Source organism: Pedococcus aerophilus (genome assembly GCF_039532215.1).
GTDB lineage: Bacteria > Actinomycetota > Actinomycetes > Actinomycetales > Dermatophilaceae > Pedococcus > Pedococcus aerophilus.
Window position 1 is genome coordinate 2,035,301 of sequence record NZ_BAAARN010000001.1, and the last position, 19,046, is coordinate 2,054,346.

The following is a 19,046-nucleotide window of genomic DNA, read 5'->3' on the forward strand; positions in this document are numbered from 1 at the left end:
ATGGTGCTAGGGCGGGCACTTCGTCGACCTTTGCGAGGAACTGCTTGATGCAACCGCGACAGACGCTAGCACGCAGATTGCTGATCGTGGAGACCAACCAGAGTCAATTTCTCACCATGCGGGGCGCGGTCTCGTGGGTCCCTCAGGGGCTCGGTCGAGGTCACACCCCACGGATGGCGCGGACCGGCGGGCGGTCCCCGCGGATCGTCGCCACCATGTCCACGACGCGACGCGTGGCCCGCACGTCGTGGGCACGGAACACGGTCGCCCCCAGCCAGGCAGCGACCGCCGTCGCGGCGAGGGTCCCCTCGAGCCGGTCGTTCGCCTCCAGGCCGAGCGACTCGCCCACGAAGTCCTTGCGGGACAACGCCTGCAGGATGGGGAAGCCCAGTCCGGCGAGGTCGGCGGTGTGCCGCAGCACGACCAGCGAGTGAGCCGTGGTCTTGCCGAAGTCCAGGGTCGGGTCGACGAGGACGCGCTCGGCCGGGATGCCGGCGTCGACCGCGGTCCGGGCGCCGTCGGCCAGCGTCCGGAGGACGTCGCGGACCACGTCCAGCGGGTCGGGGCCGTAGGTCACGTTCACCGGGTCGGTCCGCGGCGGCAGGCCCCCCGTGTGCGAGCAGACCACTCCTGCACCGATCTCGGCAGCCACGTGCACCAGCTGGGGGTCGTGGCCGGACCACGTGTCGTTGACGAGGTCGAGGCCGATGCGGCCGGCTTCGCGCGCGACCTCGCTGCGCCAGGTGTCGAGGCTGAGGACGAGCTCGGGGTAAGTGGTGCGGGCGTGCGCGAGGAACGGCAGGACGCGGTCCAGCTCCTGCTCGGCGGAGACCACCTCGCCGTCCTGACCCGCCCGCACCCCACCGACGTCGACGATGTCGGCACCTGCGTCGACCGCGTCGTCGAGGGCACGCTTGGCCGAATCGAGGTCGGCGTGCCGGTTGCCTGCGAAGAACGAGTCGTGCGTGCGGTTGATGATGCCCATCACCGCCGGGGTCGACGCGTCGAACGTCCGGCCGCGCAGCACCAGCGGCGGCGTGCGCGGGAGGTCGAACGGCTGCGGATCCGAACTGGTCACCGCGTCATCCTCGCACCGCGGTGCCCGGCGCCGACGGCTCCCCTTGTACTCGCCTCCGCCGGCCCTCGGCAAGGGGCTGCATACCCGTGTGCGCGCGCCCACCCCGGTGGGACGATCAGCCATGGCAACCCCTACCACCGCACCGATCCGCCGGTGGATCGTCCGCACCACCATCGGCTCGTTCTCGCTCGCAGCACTCATGGGCATCATCGCCCTCCTCGGCAGTGGCGACTTCGGTGAGTTCGAGGGCCGCATCCTGCTCACCACACTCCTCGTCGGCGTCGTGAGCATCGCCGTCCTCTGCTACCTCGCCACCGCCGGCCGCCGCTCCCAGCCCGTCGGGGTGGCCGGTGGCGTCGTCGTCCTCGTGCCGTTGGTCTGCGCCCTGCTCATGATCTGGGGCGCCGACTGGGACCGCGGTCCCGGCGAGGGTCTGGCCCGCACCTTCGGCGTCGGGTCGATCTTCGCCGCCACCCTCGCCCAGGCCAGCCTGCTCCTCGCACTCTGCGACGGCGCCCGCGCGGTGGTGCGACGGCTGCTCACCGCCACCCTCGCGCTCGCCGGTCTGCTCGCCCTGCTCACGTGCCTGCTCGTCCTCGGCTACGAGCCCGACGAGGACACCTACTTCCGGGTGCTCGGGGTCGTCGCGATCCTCGACGTCCTCGGCACGGTCGTCGTCGCGGCACTGGTGAAGTTCGGCCCCTCGGCGAGCAACACCCAGCGGCGACGTCTCGACGGGGCCGAGGACGGTGGCGCTCCCGGCACCTCGCTCCTCCCCGCAGACCTCGCCGCCGACACGGCCGCGTATGCAGCGGCGCACCAGATCACCTCCGAGCAGGTCGTGGTCCGTGCCGTGCGGGAGTTCCTGACCCACGAGTCGGGCTCCGACACTCCGCGTCCCCGAGCCGAGGAGGAGCCCGCTCGGTAGTGTCGGGGAGTGGCCTTTGACTTCAGCATGAGCCCAGCCGTCGAGCAGCAACGCCGTCGGGTCGAGGAGTTCGTCGCGGCCGAGGTGGTGCCGCTCGAGCAGAAAGTGTTCACCGAGGGGATGACCGACGCCCTGCGCGTCGAGCTCCAGGCGAAGGCCAAGGCTGCCGGGGTCTTCGCGCCCCAGGCGCCGAAGGAGTTCGGCGGTGGCGGCTTCCGGTTCGACGAGTCGGCGGTGCTACTCGAAGAGGCTGGCTACTCGCTGCTCGGGCCGCTCGCCCTCAACTGCGCCGCCCCCGACGAGGGCAACATCCACCTCCTGCACGTCACCGGGTCGGCGATGCAGAAGGAGAAGTACCTCGAGCCGCTGGTCGCCGGCGAGGTGCGGTCCTGCTTCTCCATGACCGAGCCGCCCCCCGGCGCCGGCTCCGACCCGTCCGCCCTGCGGACGCGCGCCCGCCGGACCGACGGCGGTTGGCTGATCAACGGCGACAAGTGGCTCATCACCGGTGCCGACGGTGCGGCCTTCTCGATCGTCATGGCGCTCAACGAGGGTGACGACGTCCCGCAGGGCGCGACGATGTTCCTCGTCGATGCGGACAACCCCGGGTTCGTCGTGGGCGAGCACCTCAACACCATCGACGCCACCGGGGTCGGCGGCCACTGCCGCGTCTCGCTGCGCGACTGCTTCGTCCCCGACGACCACGTGCTCGGCGAGGTGGGCAAGGGGTTCCAGAGCGCGCAGGTGCGGCTGGCGCCGGCGCGGCTGACGCACTGCATGCGCTGGCTCGGCGCGGCTCGGCGCGCCCACGACATCGCCGTCGAGCGGGCCGTCGGCCGCGAGCTGTTCGGCAGCACCCTGTCGGACCTCGGCATGGCCCAGGCCCTGATCGCCGAGAACGAGATCGACCTCGATGCCGCACGCTCGATGATCTGGCACGCCTCCTGGGCCATCGCCGAGGGGCAGCGCAGCAGCGAGCAGTCCTCGCGCACCAAGGTCTTCGCGAGCGAGGCCGCCTGCCGCGTCGTCGACCGCTCGGTCCAGCTGGCCGGTGGCATGGGCACGTCCGAGGAGCTCGTGCTCGGCCGGATCTACCGTGACATCAGGTCCTTCCGCATCTACGACGGTGCCACCGAGGTGCACAAGATGTCGATCGCCAAGCGCGCGGCCCGCAGGGCCGCGGAGCGCACCGCCGACCGTGAGGCGCGAGCATGAGTGCCGCGAGCGGCATACCGCAGGCCGCGGAGGCGAGCGGCGCAGGACGCGAGGAGGTCCCCGGCCTGCCCCGTGAGTCGTTCACGGCATGGGCGGCGGAGGCCGTGCCCGAGCTGGGCCCCGACTGGACCGCGGAGGTGATCTCCGGCGGGCTGTCCAACATCACGTACCGGGTGGCCGGGCCGACCGCGACGGTCATCGTCCGCCGACCCCCGATGGGCACGCTGCTGCCGAGCGCCCATGACATGGCTCGCGAGTCACGGGTGCTCTCCGCGCTGTGGCCGACCGCCGTGCCGGTCCCCGAGGTCCTCGCGACCACGACCGACCGTGACGTCGTCGGGGCACCGTTCTACGTCATGGCCCTCGTCGACGGCACGGTCTACCGCGAGCCCGCCCAGACGGCTGAACTTGCTGTGGCGCAGCGGGATCAGCTCTCCGACTCCCTCGTCGAGGTGCTGGCCGCCGTCCACGCCGTCGACCTCGACGCGACCGGGCTGCGCGACTTCGGCAAGCCCGACGGGTACCTCGAGCGGCAGGTGCGCCGCTGGGGCGGGCAGTGGGACGCTAGCCGCACCCGCGACCTGCCGGCGATGGACGACCTGGTCCGGGCGCTCGACTCCCAGCGCCCCGACGGCGGCGAGGTGACGCTCGTGCACGGCGACTACCGGCTCGACAACACCCTGGTCACCGACGTCGGGGGCCGGCTCGAGGTCGCAGCCGTCGTCGACTGGGAGCTCAGCACCCTCGGCGACCCGCTCGCCGACCTCGCGACGTGGCTGACCTACTACTCCGGCCCCGGTGAGGACGGCAGTGCCGTGCCCGTCGCTGCCGGGCTGACCGCGCACGAGGGCTTCCCGACGACGGACGAGATCGCCGCGCGGTATGCCGCCGCGACCGGTCGCGACGTGTCCGGACTCGACTACTACCGGGCCTTCACCGACTTCCGCCTCGCGGTCATCCTCGAAGGAGTTCACGCGCGCTTCCTCGCCGGGAAGTCCTTGGGCGAGGGGTACGACCGGGTGGGCGACTCCGTGCCGCTGCTCGTCGAGCGCGCACTGTCCCGGCTCTGACAGCGCCCGGGCGCGGGCGGGACCACGGGCCGGGCAGACGTGACTAGCTGCTCGGCAGGGTGAGGATCTCGGCGCCGTCCTCGGTGATGGCGATGGTGTGCTCGCTGTGGGCGGTCAGGCAGCCGGTGGCGCTGCGCAGGGTCCAGCCGTCGTCGTCGGTGACGAGCCGGTCGGTGTCGGCCATCACCCAGGGCTCGAGGGCCAGCAGCAACCCCGGTCGCAGCGGGAACCCGCGGCCGGGACGACCGCTGTTCGCCACGTGGGGGTCCTGGTGCATCGTCGACCCGACGCCGTGGCCGCCGAACTGGGTGTTGACCGTGTACCCGGCCGCCTGGAGCGTGGTGCCGATCGCGTGGGAGAGGTCACCGATGCGGGCGCCGGGCACGGCGGCAGTGATCCCGGCGGCCAGGGCCTGCTCGGTGGCTTCGATGAGCGCGAGGCTCTCGGCGGGCTGCGAATGCCCGACGACGAAGCTGATCGCCGAGTCGGCGACGACACCACCGAGGGAGATCGCGAGGTCGAGGGACACGAGGTCGCCGTCGGCAAGCGTGCGGTCGTGCGGGAGACCGTGCAGGACGGCGTCGTTGACCGATGTGCAGATGTAGTGGCCGAACGGTCCGCGCCCGAAGGAGGGGGCGTAGTCGACGTAGCAGGACTGCGCCCCGGCCTCGAGGATCATGGCCTTGGCCCAGCCGTCGATGTCGAGCAGGTTCGTGCCCACCGCACTGCGCTGCCGGAGCGACTGGAGGATGTCGGCGACGAGGGCGCCGGTCTCCTTGCCCCGCGCGACCTCGGTGGGGCTCAGGATCTCGATCACGGTCGTGCCCTTCGTCGGTGTGCCGGCCCGGTGTGGTCACGGGCAGGCGACCAAACTACCTCCGGAGCATCCGTGCCCGGTGCCCGCCTCCCTAGGAGTCGAAGCCCAGGCCGAGCCGGTCGAGGGTGCGCAGCCAGGCGTTGCGCTTGCCGTCGTTCTCGTCGGCGCGGGCCAGTGCCCACCGGGTGAGCTGGATGCCCGCGTAGGCGAACGGCTCCGGCGGGAACGGCAGCGGCTTCTCGCGCACCATCTGCAGGCGGGTGCGCTCGGTGTCGACGCCATCGAGCAGGTCGAGGGTGACCGCCGCCCCGAACCGCGACGCCCCGACGCCGAGACCCGTGTAGCCCAGCGCGTAGGCCACCCGCCCGTCGTGGGCCGACCCGTAGAACGCGCAGAAGCGGGTGCACGTGTCGATGGCTCCGCCCCAGCGGTGGCTGAACCGCAGGCCCTCGAGCTGGGGGAACGTCTCGAAGAAGTGCGCGGCGAGCCGCTCGAAGGTCTGGGGCCGCTGGTCCTTGGTCGGGCGGACCCGGCGGCCGAGGTGGTAGATCGCGTCGTAGCCGCCCCAGAGGATCCGGTTGTCCTCGGTGATCCGGTAGTAGTGGAACTGGTTGGCCATGTCGCCGACCCCCGCCCGACTCCTCCAGCCGATCGACGCCAGCTGCTGCTCCGAGAGCGGCTCGGTCATCAGGACGTAGTCGTAGACCGGCACCGTGTGCAGGCGGGTGCGCCGCAAGAGGGAGGGAAAAGCGTTGGTGCCCAGGGCCACCCGTGCGGCGCGCAGGTCGTGCCCACGATCGGTGCTGAGCCGCATACCGGCTCCGTCGCGCTCCAGACCGGTGACCTTGGTGCGTTCGACGATCCGGACACCCAGTGACTCCGCCGCCGCGGCGAGCCCCCACGCCAGACGGGCGGGGTCGACCATGGCTGTCTCGTCGGGCGTGTGCACCCCGGCGAGGTAGGTGGGCGAGTCGAGCTCGGCGCGCACGGCGTCGCGGTCGAGGAACGTGCCGGCGCCGAGGTCCTCGCGCAGCCACTCGACCTGGTGTGGCGCGGTGGCCACGGTGAGCTCGCCGGTGCGCTGGAAGTCGCAGTCGATCCCGTGGCGCTGCACGGTGTCCGCGATGGCGTCGAGGTTCGCGAGGCCCAGCCGGTGCAGCTGCTCGTATTCTGCCGGCCAGCGTTCGCGACCGTTGGCCTCACCGTGGGTGAGGCTCGCCGAGCAGAACCCACCGTTGCGTCCCGAGGCCGCCCACCCGATGCGGCCCGCCTCGACGACGACCACGTCCCGGCGGGGGTTCGCCTCCTTGGCGAGCAGCGCGGTCCACAGGCCGGTGTAGCCACCACCCACGACGACGAGGTCGGCGGACTCGGCGGCGCCGATCGCCGGACGCGGCGCCGGGCGGTCCGGGCGGTCCAGCCAGAACACCGAGGGCGCTGCGTCGGCCAGTGCGTGGGCCACGGGAGCGCTGAGCGTCCCCGCCGACCCACCCGTCAGCGGGGACACGGGCATCGGGTCAGGCGCCGGTCGTGTAGCGGTCGGCGACGTCGAGGGCCTCGTCGAGGATCGCCAGCCCCTCACGCACCTCGTCGGCCGTGGTCGTGCAGGGCGGCACGACGTGGGTCCGGTTGAAGTGGGTGAACGGCCAGAGGCCGCGCTCCTTGCAGGCTCCGGCGAAGTCGTTCATCGCCTTGGCGTCGGCGCCACCGGCGTTGAACGGCACGAGCGGCTCCCGGGTGTCGCGGTCGCGGACGAGCTCCAGGGCCCAGAACGTGCCGAGGCCGCGGACCTCGCCGATGCTCGGGTGCCGCTCGGCGAGCTCGTGCAGGCCGGGCCCGATGACGTCCTCGCCCAGGGCTCGGGCGTGCTCGACGATCCCCTCCTCCTTGAAGATGTTGATGGAGGCGACAGCCGAGGCGCAGGCCAGCGGGTGCCCGGAGTAGGTGAGGCCACCGGGGAAGGGCTTGGTGTCGAAGGACTGCGCGATGCGCTCGGAGATGATGACGCCGCCGAGCGGGACGTAGCCGCTGTTGACGCCCTTGGCGAAGGTGATGAGGTCGGGGGCGACGCCCCAGTGGTCGACGGCGAACCACTCGCCGCAGCGGGCGAACCCGGACATCACCTCGTCCGCGATCATGACGATCCCGAACTCGTCGCACAGGTCGCGGACACCCTGGAGGTACCCCGGCGGCGGGACGAGGATGCCGTTGGTGCCGACGACGGACTCGAGGATGATCGCGGCGACGGTGTGCGCGCCCTCGACCATGAGGATGTCGCGCAGGTGCTGCAGCGCACGCTGCGTCTCCTCCTCCTCCGTCGTCGCGTGGAACGCCGAGCGGTAGAGGTACGGCCCCCAGTACCGGACCACGCCCGGCATACCCGGCTCGGACGCCCACCGGCGCGGATCACCGGTCAGGGCGATGGATCCCGCGGTCGCCCCGTGGTAGCTGCGGTAGGCGGCGAGCACCTTGTGGCGGCCGGTGTGCAGGCGCGCCATACGGAGGGCGTTCTCGTTGGCCTCGGCCCCGCCGTTGGTGAAGAACACGCGGTTGAGGTCGCCGGGGGCGAGCTCGGTGATGAGGCGGGCGGCCTCGGACCGGGCGTCGTTGGCGAAGGCCGGGCTGATCGTCGTCAGGCGACCGGCCTGCTCCTGGATCGCGGCGACGAGCTTGGGGTGCTGGTAGCCGATGTTGACGTTGACGAGCTGGCTCGAGAAGTCGAGGTAGCGCTTGCCGCTGTAGTCGGTGAAGTACGAACCGAGGGCCGAGGCGATCGGCAACGGGTCGATCAGCCCCTGCGCCGACCACGAGTGGAACACGTGGCCACGGTCGTCACGGCGCACCTGCTCCTCGGTGGCACCGGTGACGGCGTCGAGCACGCCCTGCTGGACGGAGATGTCGGTCATGGCTCTCTCTCGGAGGCTGGGGGTTGAGCGGGTGCGGACCGGTGGGCGGGTGGTCAGCGGGTGCGGGGGAAGCCGAGGTCGACGCTCGACGTGGCCGGGTCGGGCCAGCGCTGCGTGACGACCTTGCCGCGGGTGTAGAAGTTGATGCCCTCGGGCCCGTACATGTGGGTGTCACCGAAGAGCGAGTCCTTCCAGCCGCCGAAGGAGTAGTAGGCGACCGGGACCGGGATCGGGACGTTGATGCCGACCATGCCGACCTCGACGTCGAACTGGAACCGGCGGGCCGCGCCACCGTCGCGGGTGAAGATCGCGGTGCCGTTGGCGTACTGGTTGGAGTTGATGAGCTCCAGGCCCTCCTCGTAGGTGTCCACGCGGACGACGGAGAGCACCGGGCCGAAGATCTCGTCGGTGTAGACGGTCATCTCCGGGGTGACGTGGTCGAGCAGCGTGGTGCCGAGGAAGAACCCGTCGGTCGGCAGGTCGCCCTCGCGGCCGTCGACGACCACCGTCGCTCCGGCCTCCTGGCCGGCGCCGACGTAACCGGCGACCTTGTCACGGTGCTCGGCGGTGATGAGCGGGCCCATGTCGGTGTCGGCGTCGGTGCCGTCGCCGACGGTGAGCTTGGGCAGGCGGGCCGCGATGGCGTCGACGAGCGGCTGGGCGACGTCGCCGACGGCCACGGCGACGGACAGGGCCATGCAGCGCTCACCGGCGGAGCCGTAGGCCGCGGAGACGACCGAGTCGGCGGCCATGTCGACATCGGCGTCGGGCAGGACGAGGGCGTGGTTCTTGGCGCCGCCGAGGGCCTGGACGCGCTTGCCGTTGGCGGTGCCGCGCTCGTAGATGTACTTGGCGATCGGGGTGGAGCCGACGAAGCTCACCGCGGCGATCCCGAGGTGGTCGAGCAGGCCGTCGACGGCGACCTTGTCACCGTGCAGGACGGTGAAGAGGCCGTCGGGCAGACCGGCCTCCTTCCACAGCTGGGCGAGGAACAGCGCCGCGGACGGGTCCTTCTCGGACGGCTTGAGGATGAACGCGTTCCCGCAGGCGATGGCGTTCGCGCACATCCACAGGGGCACCATCGCGGGGAAGTTGAACGGCGTCACGCCGGCGACGACGCCGAGCGGCTGGCGGATGTTGTAGACGTCGACGCCGGTGGCGGCCTGCTCGGTGAAGCCACCCTTGAGCAGGTTGGGGACGCCGGTGGCGAACTCGACGTTCTCGAGGCCGCGGGCGATCTCACCCGCGGCGTCGGAGAGCACCTTGCCGTGCTCGGACGTGATGATCGCCGCGAGCTCGGGCGTGCGCTGGTGCAGCAGCTCGCGGAACGCGAACAGGACGGCGCTGCGGTGCGACAGGGAGGCGCTGCGCCACTCCTTCGCGGCGGCCGACGCACTCGCCACCGCGGTGTCGAGCTCCTCGAGGGAGGCCAGGTCGACCTCGCCGGTGACCGCACCGGTCGCCGGGTTGTAGACCGGGGAGGTGCGTCCGGAGGTGCCCTCGGTGAGGCGGCCGTCGATCCAGTGGGAGATGCGCGTCGTCATGCGTCACACCATACGATCCACTCACTGGTAACACAATAGAAGTATTGCTATGGTGCAAAGATGCCGCACGCCACCCTCACGGCCCTCGAGGCACGCCTGGACTCGCCCTCGGCCAAGGGTCTGGCCCACGCGGTCTCCGCGACGATCCGCGACGGGCTGCTCGTCGCCGGCGACCGGCTGCCCCCGATCCGCACCGTCGCGGCCGAGCTCGCCCTGTCGCCCACCACGGTCAGCGCGGCCTGGGCCCTCCTGGCCCGCTCGGGCACGGTCGCGACCGACGGCCGGCGCGGCACCACGGTCCTGGACCACCGCGCCGGCGGCACCGTGCGCTACCGCGCTGCCCTCGACCGGCCCTCGACGTTCGACCACGACCTGTCGACCGGGGTCCCCGACCCGGCCCTGCTCCCCGACCTCGGCCGCGCGCTGGCCGGGCTGCGCACCGCGCCCACCACGGGCAGCTACCTCGACGACCCCGTGCTGCCGGCGCTCGCCGAGGCCCTCGTCGCGGACTGGCCGTTCGCCGTGGAGGAGGTCGCGGTCGTCGACGGGGCGATGGACGCGATGGACCTTTTCGTGCGGACCCAGCTGCGGTTCGGCGACCGGGTCGTGGTGGAGGACCCCGGGTTCCCGCCGCTGGTCGACCTGCTCGAGTCGGTCGGTGTCCAGCTCGTCGGCGTCGCCGTCGACGAGGAGGGCCTCGACCTCACCGCGCTGGGGGCCGCGCTGCGCGAACCCGTCGCCGCGATCTTCGTCCAGCCCCGCGCCCAGAACCCCACCGGCGTCACCATGACCTCACGGCGGGCCGGTGCGATCGCCCGCCTGCTCGCCGACTCGGCCACGATCGTCGTCGAGGACGACTCCGCCGCCGGGCTGTCCCCCTCGCCACTGGTCAGCCTGGGGCAGTGGCGACCCGAGCAGACCGTCCACATCCGGTCGTTCTCGAAGTCCCACGGACCCGACCTGCGCCTCGCCGCGGTGAGCGCCCCCACCGCGGTCCGGGGTGCGGTCAACGGTCGTCGGCAGCTCGGCCAGGGCTGGTCGAGCCGACTGCTCCAGCAGGTTCTCCTCGGACTGCTCACCGACGACGTCGCCACCGCACAGGTCCAGACCGCTGCCCGGACGTATGCCGCGCGGCGGGCCCGCGTCGTCGACCGCCTCCGCGAGCGCGGGGTCGAGGTCGGTGGAACCGAGGGGATCAACATCTGGGTGCCGGTGCAGGACGAGACCGCCGCGGTGGTCCGCCTGGCCAGCCAGGGCATCGGCGTCGCACCCGGGACACCGTTCCGGATCGGTCCCGGTGGCGAGGGCGGGCACATCCGGGTCACCGTCGGACTCGCCGCGGACGGTGACAGGGCCCTCGACGGACTGGCCGACGCGCTCGCCGACGCCGCACAGACCGCTGGCTGGAGCGGTCGCGCCCGCTGATCCCGCCGCCACTCCCCAACTCCCCGGTCTTTGAGTGATCTGCAGGGTCCCGACCCGTCCGATCCCTCAAAGACTCTGCAGACACCCCGCCTGCGCCCGCCCTGACCCTGACAGCGGCCCGGGCCCGGGCGGCACGAAGGCCGGGCTGCAGGGTTGCCCGGCCTCCGGCCCGCCGCCCGAAGGCGAACGCTCTTCCCCTCACGGGGTCGGCTCCCACGCTAGGCGCGGCCCCGCGTCGACAGGATCGTGCAATTCGCGTACTGCAAAGACCGCTTTCCCGCGTTCGCGTGGGCAAACCGCCCATCCCCGACACCCGGGGCTCCGAGGGCGCTTGGAGCTGAAGCAGCGTCGGCGGAGGGCGTGGGACTCCGCGGACCCGCTCGTCCCTCGCGAGTTCGCTCCCCTTCATCCCCCGCCCCGCGCCGAAGCTCCGAGGGCGCTCCGCGCCCAAGGAGCGTCGGCGGAGGGCGTGGGATTCGAACCCACGATGACGTTGCCGCCATAGCGGTTTTCAAGACCGCCGCACTAGGCCACTATGCGAGCCCTCCAGGCCTGGCGACGCACCATCGCCGGACCGGGCCCAACGGTATCGTCACGCCGTGGACGGCTACCAACGCGACGGCGAAACCGAGGCCGAGCGCCTCGACCGCAACTGGGACGAGCTGCTCCAGGAGCTGCGGGTCACCCAGACCGGTGTCCAGATCCTCACCGGGTTCCTGCTGACCCTGCCGATCCAACCGGCGTTCCAGGACATCAGCGACTTCGAGCGCAGCGCCTACATCGCCGCGATCAGCACGAGCATCCTCGCCACCTGCCTGCTCATCACCCCGGTCGCGATGCACCGCTGGTTGTTCCGGCAGCAGCGCAAGGCGACCTTGGTCCACGTCGCCCACCGGGTCGCCATCTCCGGCCTGTTCATCCTCGCCGCTGCGGTGGTGAGCGTGATGGCCCTGACCTTCTCCCTCGTCCTCGACCAGACGGCCGGCGTCGTCGCCGCGTGCCTCGGGGTGGTCCTGTTCGTCGCCGCCTGGGTGCTGCTCCCGCTGCGCCTGCGCCATCGCCTGACTCGCCCGGAAGGCCCCTGAGCAGGGCTTTTGTTAGTGTCGACGGACATCGAACAAAGGATTCACCATGGGCAAGCTGTCCTTCATCGCCGGCGTCGCCGCCGGTTACGTCCTCGGCGCCAAGGCAGGGCAGAAGCGCTACGAGCAGATCCGTGAGCGCGCGAGCCAGGTCTGGTCGAGCGACCCCGTCCAGACCCGGGTCGACACCGTCAAGGAAGCCGTCAAGGAGCAGGCCCCCGTCCTCGGCGCCAAGCTCGGCGACGCGGCCAAGACGGCTGGATCCAGCGCGCTGAGCGCGGGCGCCCACTCCAAGGACCGCTTCACGGGCGAGGACCTCCCGGAGACCATCCACCGCGGTTCCGACGGCAAGCTGCACGCCGACACCTCGGGCTTCGGCCCCGGTGGCGACAAGCTGCCCTGACCGACCACCCCGGGCCCACCGGACCCGGGTGCTCCCCACGCGGACGAGCCCCCCAACCCCGGCGGGTGACGACGAGAGCCCGCGACGCGGCATACCTCATCCGTTTGCGTGTCGGGGGCTCTCGTGCACCCCCTGCGGCTCAGCCACTGCCGTTCACGGACGCCCCCGGGTGGCCCTGGTCGAACGTGTGCCGGAAACCCCTGACCAGCACCTGCTCAGACCGGGCCGACCCGGTGACGTGCCCCGAAGGGCAGACCAGCGACGCAATCCCCCGCGCCCCCGACCTCCACGCTGGCACCCCCGAGCCAGCGCCCCAGCCACACCGGAACGGCGCCGTCGGCGAGCGTCTTTCCGGCAGGGCATGAGGTCTCCTTTCCTTGCATCGGGCCCGTTCCCCCGATCGGGCCTGACACCGGAGAAGAGCGGCGGGCGTCGCTGCTGATACACCGTTCGTGAAAGTTTCTTGGGCTGCCCTTGACCAGCTCCTGGCCGACCCCGGGCGCCACGGGTGCCCGCGGGACGTCGGCTACGGCTTCCTGCGGGCCCGGACGTATCAGGAAGAACGCTGCGAACTCCTGTGTGTGACGGACCTGCCTCACTACGCTGACCCCGGACGCACCCACACGCACCGGGTCGGCCCCGCCCTCAGGAGAGCCCATGGCACACGCGACCCCCACGCCCAGCAGGGGACCCGGCCGCCGCATCCCGCGTCTCGCGGTGCCCGGCAGCGCGGTCCGCCGCCTCGGAGCCCGGGCCCTGGATCCGGCGACCTGCACCCGCCTCGGCGAGCAGCCCGCGCCCAGCCCGACCATCTACGTCGGCGACACCCTCCTCGTCCGAGGCCTGCTGGAGGGCCGCGCGGAAGGGCCGATCGCCGCGCTGCGCGAGCAGCTCAAGGGACGCTACTCGGTGCAGGAGCGCCGCGAGACAGGGCTCGGCGACGTGTTCCGCCGCCTCGAGCTCGGCGACGAGCTGGACCGGGCAGGCACGACCAGTGTGCTCATCTCCCCGCTGCGCGGCGAGTCCGTCCCGCCGCCCGACGCGTGGGCGATCCTGCAGGACTTCCGCAGCGCCCACCCGAAGCTCGCCTCCGCGGTCGAGCTGTGCCACGTCATGGTGGGCAGCGGCTACGGCGACGGTGTGGGCTACGGCGACGGCGTCGGGTATGGCGACGGGGTCGGTTACGGGGACGGCGTCGGGTACGGCGACGGCGTGGGTTACGGCGACGGCGTCGGCCTCGCGGGCCTGCCGGGCGGTGGCCCCTCCGGACGTTCGCCCGTCACCTGGGCTGCCCCTGACCCGTGCCCCCCAGAGCTCCCGGACGGCCCGGTCGTGGCGCTGCTCGACACCGGCATCGGCACACACCCGTGGTTCGAGCGCGGGGTGATCAAGGACGTCGAGGTCGGGGGTGTCCCGGTCGGCCTGGTCTTCACCGCCGACGACGACCCCGAGGGCAGCGGCGTCACCATCGACCGGGTCAACGGCGTCCTCGACCGGCTCGCCGGGCACGGCACGTTCGTCGCCGGGGTCGTCCGACAGCACTGCCCCGAGGCCACGATCATGGCGATCCCGGTGATGTACGGCGACGGCGTCGCCGACGAGGCCGACGTCATCGACGCCCTCCAGCTCCTCTACGCGCGCCAGCTGCTGGCCCTGCGCGATCCCGATACCCACGGCCCGGCGATCGACGTGCTGTCGCTGTCGCTCGGCTACTACCACGAGACGCCGGGGACCTTCGAGGACGAGGGCGCCCTGGTCACGGCGCTGCGCGCCCTCAGCTCGACCGGGGTGGCCGTCGTCGCAGCAGCCGGCAACGGGTCCAGCGACGTCGAGTTCTTCCCGGCGGCCTTCGCCGCGGGAGCCGGGTTCGACGTGCCCCTGGTCAGCGTCGGCGCCCACAACCCCGGCGGGCTCAACCCCAGTGGGCCGACCGTCTCGGTCTACTCCAACACCGGGTCCTGGGTCACCGCCTACCGCTGCGGCACCGCCGTCGTCAGCACGATGCCGACGACGTTCGACGGCAGCATCCGCAGCGTGCTCAACCTGCCCGGTTCGACCAACCCGACACGTGGCTCGATCGACCTCGACGACTACTCGGGCGGGTTCGGGCAGTGGAGCGGGACCTCGTTCGCCGCACCAGCCCTCGCGGGCGATGTCGCGGCCCGGCTGCTCGACACCCGCGAGCAGGGACTGGCGACCGACCCCGCCGCTCGGACCAAGGCTGCCGCAGCTGCGGTGACCGCGACCCTGGAAGGTGGCTCGTGATGCACACCGACGGCACCACCGGCGGACTGGCCGAGCGCGCGGCCCTCGCCTTCGCGGCATACCGCAGCGGTGACCCCGAGGCGATGTCCGACCTCGTGGACGCGACCACGCCCCTGCTCTGGCACACCGCCCGCGCCCAGGGGCTGGGCAGCGCCGCGGCTGAGGACGTCGTGCAGTCGACGTGGTTGTCGCTGGTCCGGCACCAGGACTCGATCCAGGACCCGCTCGCGGTCCTCAAGTGGCTCACGACGACGGCCCGACGGGAGGCGTGGACCGTCTCACGGCGCGCCCGCCGGGAGGACGCCCGCGATGAGGTCGGTGAGCTGCTGGAGGGCGCCCCGACCGAGGTGGACGGCCCCGAGCAGGTCCTCGTCCGCGGCCAGGAGCAGGTCGTGCTCTGGCGACACTTCGCCGCCCTGTCCGAACGCTGCCAGCAGCTGCTGCGGGTCGTGGCGCTCGCCGAGCGTCCCGACTACCACCACGTCGCCGAGGCGCTCGGCATGCCGGTCGGCAGCATCGGCCCGACCCGCGGTCGGTGTCTCGCCAAGCTCCGCGCCGCGCTCACCCACGACCCGGCCTGGGAGGTGGCGTCATGAGCGGTTCCGCCGAACGCGAGTCCGACCCCGAGATCGACCGCCTCGCGGCCGAGCCCCTCGACGACCAGGACCTGCGGGCCCTCGCCACGGTGCGGAGCATCTTCGCGGCCAGCGACCCGGTGCCACCCGGCCTCGCCGATCGCGCCAAGTTCGCGATGACCGTCGCAGCCCTCGAGGCCGAGGTCGCCGAGATCATGCAGACCAGCGCCGAGGCCGTCGGGGTGCGGGCCAAGGTCTACGACCGCGCCGGGACGGTGACGTTCTCCACCGACGCGCTCAGCGCCATGATCACCATCGAGTCGATCGACGGTGCCCGGGCGAAGCTCAGCGGCTGGGTCAGCGACAGGCCCACGGCCGTCGAGCTGCGCGAACGTTCGCGGACGCAGACCACCGAGACCGACGCCGAGGGACGGTTCAGCTTCGCGGAGGTCGAACGCGGCCTGGTCCACCTGCTGTTCCGCCGAATCGACCAGCCCGACAGCCGCCCCGTCATCACCCCTGCCATCGAGATCTAGGGGGCACCATCGAGGTCGTCGACCCGGCGGTCGAGGAGCTGGTCCTGCACGCCCGCCACCTCAACGGGATCGGCCGCTTCCGTGACGCCGAGTCCGCGCTGCGTCGTGCGGATGCCCTCGCGACGGCGGGTGGCGCCGACCCCGCGACGGCTGCAGCGACTCGTTCGCGCATCCTCATCACCCTCGCCTGGACGACGGTCGCGCTGCACGGCAGGGACGAGGCACTGGCCCTGCTCGAGGAGGTCCGCACCCTCACCGACTCCCCCCGGCTGCACGCCCTGAGCAGGGTGCAGGAGGCCGTCGTCCACGTGTCGCTGTCCGACTGGCGGGCGGCGCTGGCCGCCCTCGCCCACGTCGACGACGCGTCGATGGACCTGCTCACCTCGCGCGAGCGCACGTCGGCCCTGCTCAACGGGGGCCTGTCGCACCTCTCGCTCCTCGAGCTCGACGAGGCCCGCGCCCAGCTGCACGACGCCCTGGACATCGCCGTCGCCGAGAACGTGCCCGAGCAGGAGTTCAAGGCGCGGCACAACCTGGGGTGCCTGGAGTTCTACGCCGGCAACCTCCCCGAGGCGATCTCCCTGATGCGGGCGGCCGACGAGGTGGACGCCCGGGTGGCTCGCGCCCGCGCCCGGCAGGACCTCGCCCAGGTGCTGCTGGAGTCCGGACTGCTCAGCCAGGCCAGGCAGACGCTGCACGAGGCGCTCGACGAGGCGCGGTCGCAACGGCTCGCCCTGGAGGAGGCCGACATCCGGCTCGACCTCGCCGCCTGCGCCATCGTCGAGGACGACGCGGCCACGGCCAGGAGCGAGCTCGGCACGGCCATCCGGGTCTACCGCGCCAGGGGCGCAGAGGGCCGCCAGCGCAGCACGTCGTTGCTGCGCGCCGCCGTCGACCTCGGCAACGGCCGGGTGCCGCGAGGAGTGGACGACCTGCTCGTCCCGTGGCTGGACACCGAGCGGCCCGTCACCGGAGAGGAGCGGCTCGCGGCCCGGGTCCGCGTCGAGACCCACCTCCTGCGCGGCGACGTCGGCGCTGCCACGTATGCCGCGCAGCGCCTGCGCGGCGCGGCCCGCCAGAGCCTCGCCGGGGACCTGCACGACCGGCTGCTGTTCGCGAAGGTGGCTGCGGCGCAAGGCGACTCGCGTACCGCGAGACGTGAGGTGCGCGCCTCCGCCCGCCGGCTGGGTCGCGCGCAGGCTCCGACGCAGAGCCTCGAGGTGCGGGCCGCCCTGGCGCTGCACGGCCGTCGGCTCAGCGAGTTCGACCTCGGTGACGCCCTGGCCAGCGGGTCCGCCCGACGGGTCTTCGACAGCATCGAGCGGTGGCGGGCCGTGTCGCACCGCCTCCCGCCGGTCTCCGCTCCCGCGGACCCCGAGACCGCCGAGCTGATGGCGCACCTGCGCCAGGCACGGCTACGCCTCGGCAGCACCGCTCCCGGGGAGGGTGAGTCGGCGGTGCGGTCGCAGATCGCCTCGCTCGAGGGGCGGATCGCCGCCCGCGACTGGTCGGCCACGGGCCGCACCCAGCCCGCGCGCTCAACTCCCGGCGCTGCGGCGCAGGTCGGGTCGGCTGCCGGCTTCTCCCACACGCGAACCGCTCTCGGCCAGCGTCAGGAGGTCGCCCTGGTGCTCTTCGCGCACGCGGGCCAGCAGTACTCGCTGGAGGTCGGCGGCCACCGACGCAGCCGGCTGCGTCACCTCGGCACCGTCGCCGAGGTGACAGCGCTCGCCGACCGACTCGTGCGCGACCTGCGGGCGCACGCGTTCGCCGCCCTCAACCCTGCGCTGTCCACCGCGATCGGCCGGGCCGTCGACGTGTCGTTGACAGAGCTGGACCGGGTCGTCTTCGGCGACCTGACGATCCCCGACGGCTTCGGGCTGGTCGTGGCACCGAGCAGGGCGCTGGCCAGCGTCCCGTGGACCGCAATGCCGAGCGCCACCGGTCGTGCCGTCACCGTCGCCGTCTCCTTGACCCGGTGGGCCACCGCCGAGCCCCCCGCGGACGGGCCCACCACCGTCGCGTCCCTCGCAGGACCCAGCCTGCGTCGCGCGGTGTCCGAGGCCCAGGCCGTGGCCGCCATGTGGGGTGCGCGCAGCACCTCGACCCCCGACGGCACCGACGACAGCGCGCTGCTCGTCGCGGCTCTCGCCTGTGACACCGTGGTGCACGTGGCCGCGCACGGGACGCACGAACGGCAGAACCCCTTCTTCTCGTCGCTGCACCTGGCGGACGGTCCGGTGTTCGCCCACGAGCTGCCGAGGCCGCTGCGGTCACGCCACGTGGTGCTGTCGGCCTGCGACCTCGGCCAGTCCGACCTGCGTCCCGGCGACGAGCCCTTCGGCCTCACGGCGGCCCTGCTCTCGCTCGGCGCACGCTCTGTCGTGGCCGCGGTGGCGCCGGTGCCCGACGAGGTCGCTGCGCTCGCGATGGTCGACTACCACCGGCAGCTCAGCACCGGGGTGCCGGCAGCCCGAGCCCTCGCGGACACCGTCGCCGGTCACCCCGGGGCACGCGCCTTCTGCCTGTATGGCGCGGACTGGGCCACGCCGCACACCCACGCCTGAAGGGCGTTGCCACGCAACAGGCCACGGACGCTCAGATCCAGATCGCGGGATCCTTGAACATCGCCTCGTAGGGGTCCTCGCGGCCCTCGGGGAACCGGATGACGGCGGGGATGCCCGTCGCGATGGCACCGGCGGGGACGTCCTTGACGACGACCGAGTTGGCGCCGATCTGGACGTCGTTGCCGATGTCGACGGGCCCGAGGACCCGCGCCCCGGCACCGATGGTGACGCGGTTGCCGACGGTCGGGTGCCGCTTGACCTTCTGCAGCGAACGACCGCCCAGGGTGACCCCGTGGTAGAGCATCACGTCGTCACCGACCTCGGCGGTCTCGCCGATGACGACGCCCATGCCGTGGTCGATGAAGAACCGGCGGCCGATCGTCGCGCCGGGGTGGATCTCCACCCCGGTCAGCGACCGGGCGACCGTCGACAGCAGGCGGGCGACCGGCTTGGCCGCACCCCCTCGCGCCCAGAGCCGGTGCGCCGCGCGGTACACCCAGATGGCGTGCAGACCGGGCGAGTTGAGCGCCAGGTCGAGCCGGGATGCGGCTGCGGGGTCGCGCGCGATGGCCGCGTCGAGGTCGTCGACGATGCGGCTCCGCGCGCGACGCGCATACAGGGCAAGGGTCACGAGG

Annotated in this window: 17 protein-coding genes and 1 tRNA gene; 10 read left to right on the forward strand and 8 right to left on the reverse strand. The window is 72.5% G+C overall.

Annotated elements, in window-relative coordinates; translation table 11 throughout:
• Positions 1-160 precede the first annotated feature (160 nt).
• The gene (folP, locus tag ABD286_RS09720) at positions 161-1,078 is read right to left on the reverse strand and encodes a dihydropteroate synthase (protein ID WP_344192616.1); all 918 of its coding nucleotides are present in this window, start codon (positions 1,076-1,078) and stop codon (positions 161-163) included.
• Between the two features lie 121 nt (positions 1,079-1,199).
• On the opposite strand from folP, the gene ABD286_RS09725 reads away from it, so the two are divergent.
• The 3 genes from ABD286_RS09725 to ABD286_RS09735 are packed head-to-tail and all read left to right on the forward strand — an operon-like array spanning position 1,200 to position 4,291.
• Positions 1,200-2,006: a hypothetical protein gene (locus ABD286_RS09725; protein ID WP_344192618.1), complete on the forward strand. Its 807-nt coding sequence runs from the start codon at positions 1,200-1,202 to the stop codon at positions 2,004-2,006.
• A gap of 27 nt (positions 2,007-2,033) precedes the next feature.
• Positions 2,034-3,221 (forward strand): acyl-CoA dehydrogenase family protein, encoded by a 1,188-nt coding sequence (locus ABD286_RS09730; RefSeq protein ID WP_344192620.1) that lies wholly within the window; start codon positions 2,034-2,036, stop codon positions 3,219-3,221.
• Positions 3,218-4,291, forward strand: coding sequence for a phosphotransferase family protein (locus ABD286_RS09735; protein ID WP_344192622.1), 1,074 nt, complete (start codon positions 3,218-3,220; stop codon positions 4,289-4,291). The genes ABD286_RS09730 and ABD286_RS09735 overlap by 4 nt, the downstream gene beginning before the upstream one ends.
• A gap of 43 nt (positions 4,292-4,334) precedes the next feature.
• Here the strand turns inward: ABD286_RS09735 and map are convergent, their stop codons facing one another.
• The 4 genes from map to ABD286_RS09755 all read right to left on the reverse strand — a co-directional run bounded on the left by map (position 4,335) and on the right by ABD286_RS09755 (position 9,558).
• Positions 4,335-5,108, reverse strand: coding sequence for a type I methionyl aminopeptidase (gene map / locus ABD286_RS09740; RefSeq protein ID WP_344192624.1), 774 nt, complete (start codon positions 5,106-5,108; stop codon positions 4,335-4,337).
• Between the two features lie 91 nt (positions 5,109-5,199).
• A complete protein-coding gene (locus tag ABD286_RS09745) occupies positions 5,200-6,621 on the reverse strand; it encodes an NAD(P)/FAD-dependent oxidoreductase (RefSeq protein WP_344192626.1) in 1,422 nt (473 codons plus the stop codon).
• Positions 6,622-6,625: 4 nt separating this feature from the next.
• Complete coding sequence (locus tag ABD286_RS09750; RefSeq protein ID WP_344192628.1) at positions 6,626-8,014, reverse strand: aspartate aminotransferase family protein; 1,389 nt, start codon at positions 8,012-8,014, stop codon at positions 6,626-6,628.
• Positions 8,015-8,067: 53 nt separating this feature from the next.
• Positions 8,068-9,558 (reverse strand): CoA-acylating methylmalonate-semialdehyde dehydrogenase, encoded by a 1,491-nt coding sequence (locus ABD286_RS09755; RefSeq protein ID WP_344192630.1) that lies wholly within the window; start codon positions 9,556-9,558, stop codon positions 8,068-8,070.
• A gap of 60 nt (positions 9,559-9,618) precedes the next feature.
• Between ABD286_RS09755 and ABD286_RS09760 the strand changes: the two genes are divergently transcribed.
• Positions 9,619-10,983, forward strand: coding sequence for an aminotransferase-like domain-containing protein (locus ABD286_RS09760; RefSeq protein WP_344192632.1), 1,365 nt, complete (start codon positions 9,619-9,621; stop codon positions 10,981-10,983).
• Positions 10,984-11,444: 461 nt separating this feature from the next.
• On the opposite strand, the gene ABD286_RS09765 is transcribed toward ABD286_RS09760, so the two are convergent.
• Positions 11,445-11,531, reverse strand: a tRNA-Ser gene (locus ABD286_RS09765).
• Positions 11,532-11,582: 51 nt separating this feature from the next.
• Here ABD286_RS09765 and ABD286_RS09770 point away from each other — a divergent pair.
• From ABD286_RS09770 to ABD286_RS09790, 5 genes are all read left to right on the forward strand, one after another.
• Positions 11,583-12,068: a DUF6328 family protein gene (locus tag ABD286_RS09770; RefSeq protein ID WP_344192634.1), complete on the forward strand. Its 486-nt coding sequence runs from the start codon at positions 11,583-11,585 to the stop codon at positions 12,066-12,068.
• Positions 12,069-12,114: 46 nt separating this feature from the next.
• Positions 12,115-12,468 (forward strand): YtxH domain-containing protein, encoded by a 354-nt coding sequence (locus ABD286_RS09775; protein ID WP_344192636.1) that lies wholly within the window; start codon positions 12,115-12,117, stop codon positions 12,466-12,468.
• Between the two features lie 657 nt (positions 12,469-13,125).
• Positions 13,126-14,733, forward strand: coding sequence for a S8/S53 family peptidase (locus tag ABD286_RS09780; protein ID WP_344192638.1), 1,608 nt, complete (start codon positions 13,126-13,128; stop codon positions 14,731-14,733).
• Positions 14,733-15,329, forward strand: coding sequence for an RNA polymerase sigma factor (locus ABD286_RS09785; RefSeq protein WP_344192640.1), 597 nt, complete (start codon positions 14,733-14,735; stop codon positions 15,327-15,329). The genes ABD286_RS09780 and ABD286_RS09785 overlap by 1 nt, the downstream gene beginning before the upstream one ends.
• Positions 15,326-15,844, forward strand: coding sequence for a carboxypeptidase regulatory-like domain-containing protein (locus ABD286_RS09790; RefSeq protein ID WP_344192642.1), 519 nt, complete (start codon positions 15,326-15,328; stop codon positions 15,842-15,844). Before ABD286_RS09785 ends, ABD286_RS09790 begins: the two co-directional genes overlap by 4 nt.
• On the opposite strand, the gene ABD286_RS09795 is transcribed toward ABD286_RS09790, so the two are convergent.
• On the reverse strand, positions 15,841-16,119 hold the full coding sequence (locus tag ABD286_RS09795) for a hypothetical protein (RefSeq protein WP_344192644.1): 279 nt from the start codon (positions 16,117-16,119) through the stop codon (positions 15,841-15,843). The two genes, ABD286_RS09790 and ABD286_RS09795, sit on opposite strands and share 4 nt — an antisense overlap.
• A 12-nt stretch (positions 16,120-16,131) precedes the next feature.
• Between ABD286_RS09795 and ABD286_RS09800 the strand changes: the two genes are divergently transcribed.
• On the forward strand, positions 16,132-18,411 hold the full coding sequence (locus ABD286_RS09800) for a CHAT domain-containing protein (protein ID WP_344192646.1): 2,280 nt from the start codon (positions 16,132-16,134) through the stop codon (positions 18,409-18,411).
• 31 nt (positions 18,412-18,442) lie between these two features.
• Here ABD286_RS09800 and epsC read toward each other — a convergent pair whose 3' ends face one another.
• Positions 18,443-19,042, reverse strand: a complete 600-nt coding sequence (gene epsC / locus ABD286_RS09805; RefSeq protein WP_344192648.1) for a serine O-acetyltransferase EpsC — start codon at positions 19,040-19,042, stop codon at positions 18,443-18,445.
• Positions 19,043-19,046 lie beyond the last annotated feature (4 nt).

Excerpts from the sequence above, each read along its gene's own strand:
- ABD286_RS09725 (WP_344192618.1), top strand. The coding sequence starts at position 1,200 with ATGGCAACCCCTACCACCGCACCGATCCGCCGGTGGATCGTCCGCACC.
- ABD286_RS09730 (WP_344192620.1), top strand. The coding sequence starts at position 2,034 with ATGAGCCCAGCCGTCGAGCAGCAACGCCGTCGGGTCGAGGAGTTCGTC.
- ABD286_RS09735 (WP_344192622.1), top strand. The coding sequence starts at position 3,218 with ATGAGTGCCGCGAGCGGCATACCGCAGGCCGCGGAGGCGAGCGGCGCA.
- ABD286_RS09745 (WP_344192626.1), bottom strand. The coding sequence starts at position 6,621 with ATGCCCGTGTCCCCGCTGACGGGTGGGTCGGCGGGGACGCTCAGCGCT.
- ABD286_RS09750 (WP_344192628.1), bottom strand. The coding sequence starts at position 8,014 with ATGACCGACATCTCCGTCCAGCAGGGCGTGCTCGACGCCGTCACCGGT.
- ABD286_RS09755 (WP_344192630.1), bottom strand. The coding sequence starts at position 9,558 with ATGACGACGCGCATCTCCCACTGGATCGACGGCCGCCTCACCGAGGGC.
- ABD286_RS09760 (WP_344192632.1), top strand. The coding sequence starts at position 9,619 with ATGCCGCACGCCACCCTCACGGCCCTCGAGGCACGCCTGGACTCGCCC.
- ABD286_RS09775 (WP_344192636.1), top strand. The coding sequence starts at position 12,115 with ATGGGCAAGCTGTCCTTCATCGCCGGCGTCGCCGCCGGTTACGTCCTC.
- ABD286_RS09780 (WP_344192638.1), top strand. The coding sequence starts at position 13,126 with ATGGCACACGCGACCCCCACGCCCAGCAGGGGACCCGGCCGCCGCATC.
- ABD286_RS09785 (WP_344192640.1), top strand. The coding sequence starts at position 14,733 with ATGCACACCGACGGCACCACCGGCGGACTGGCCGAGCGCGCGGCCCTC.
- ABD286_RS09790 (WP_344192642.1), top strand. The coding sequence starts at position 15,326 with ATGAGCGGTTCCGCCGAACGCGAGTCCGACCCCGAGATCGACCGCCTC.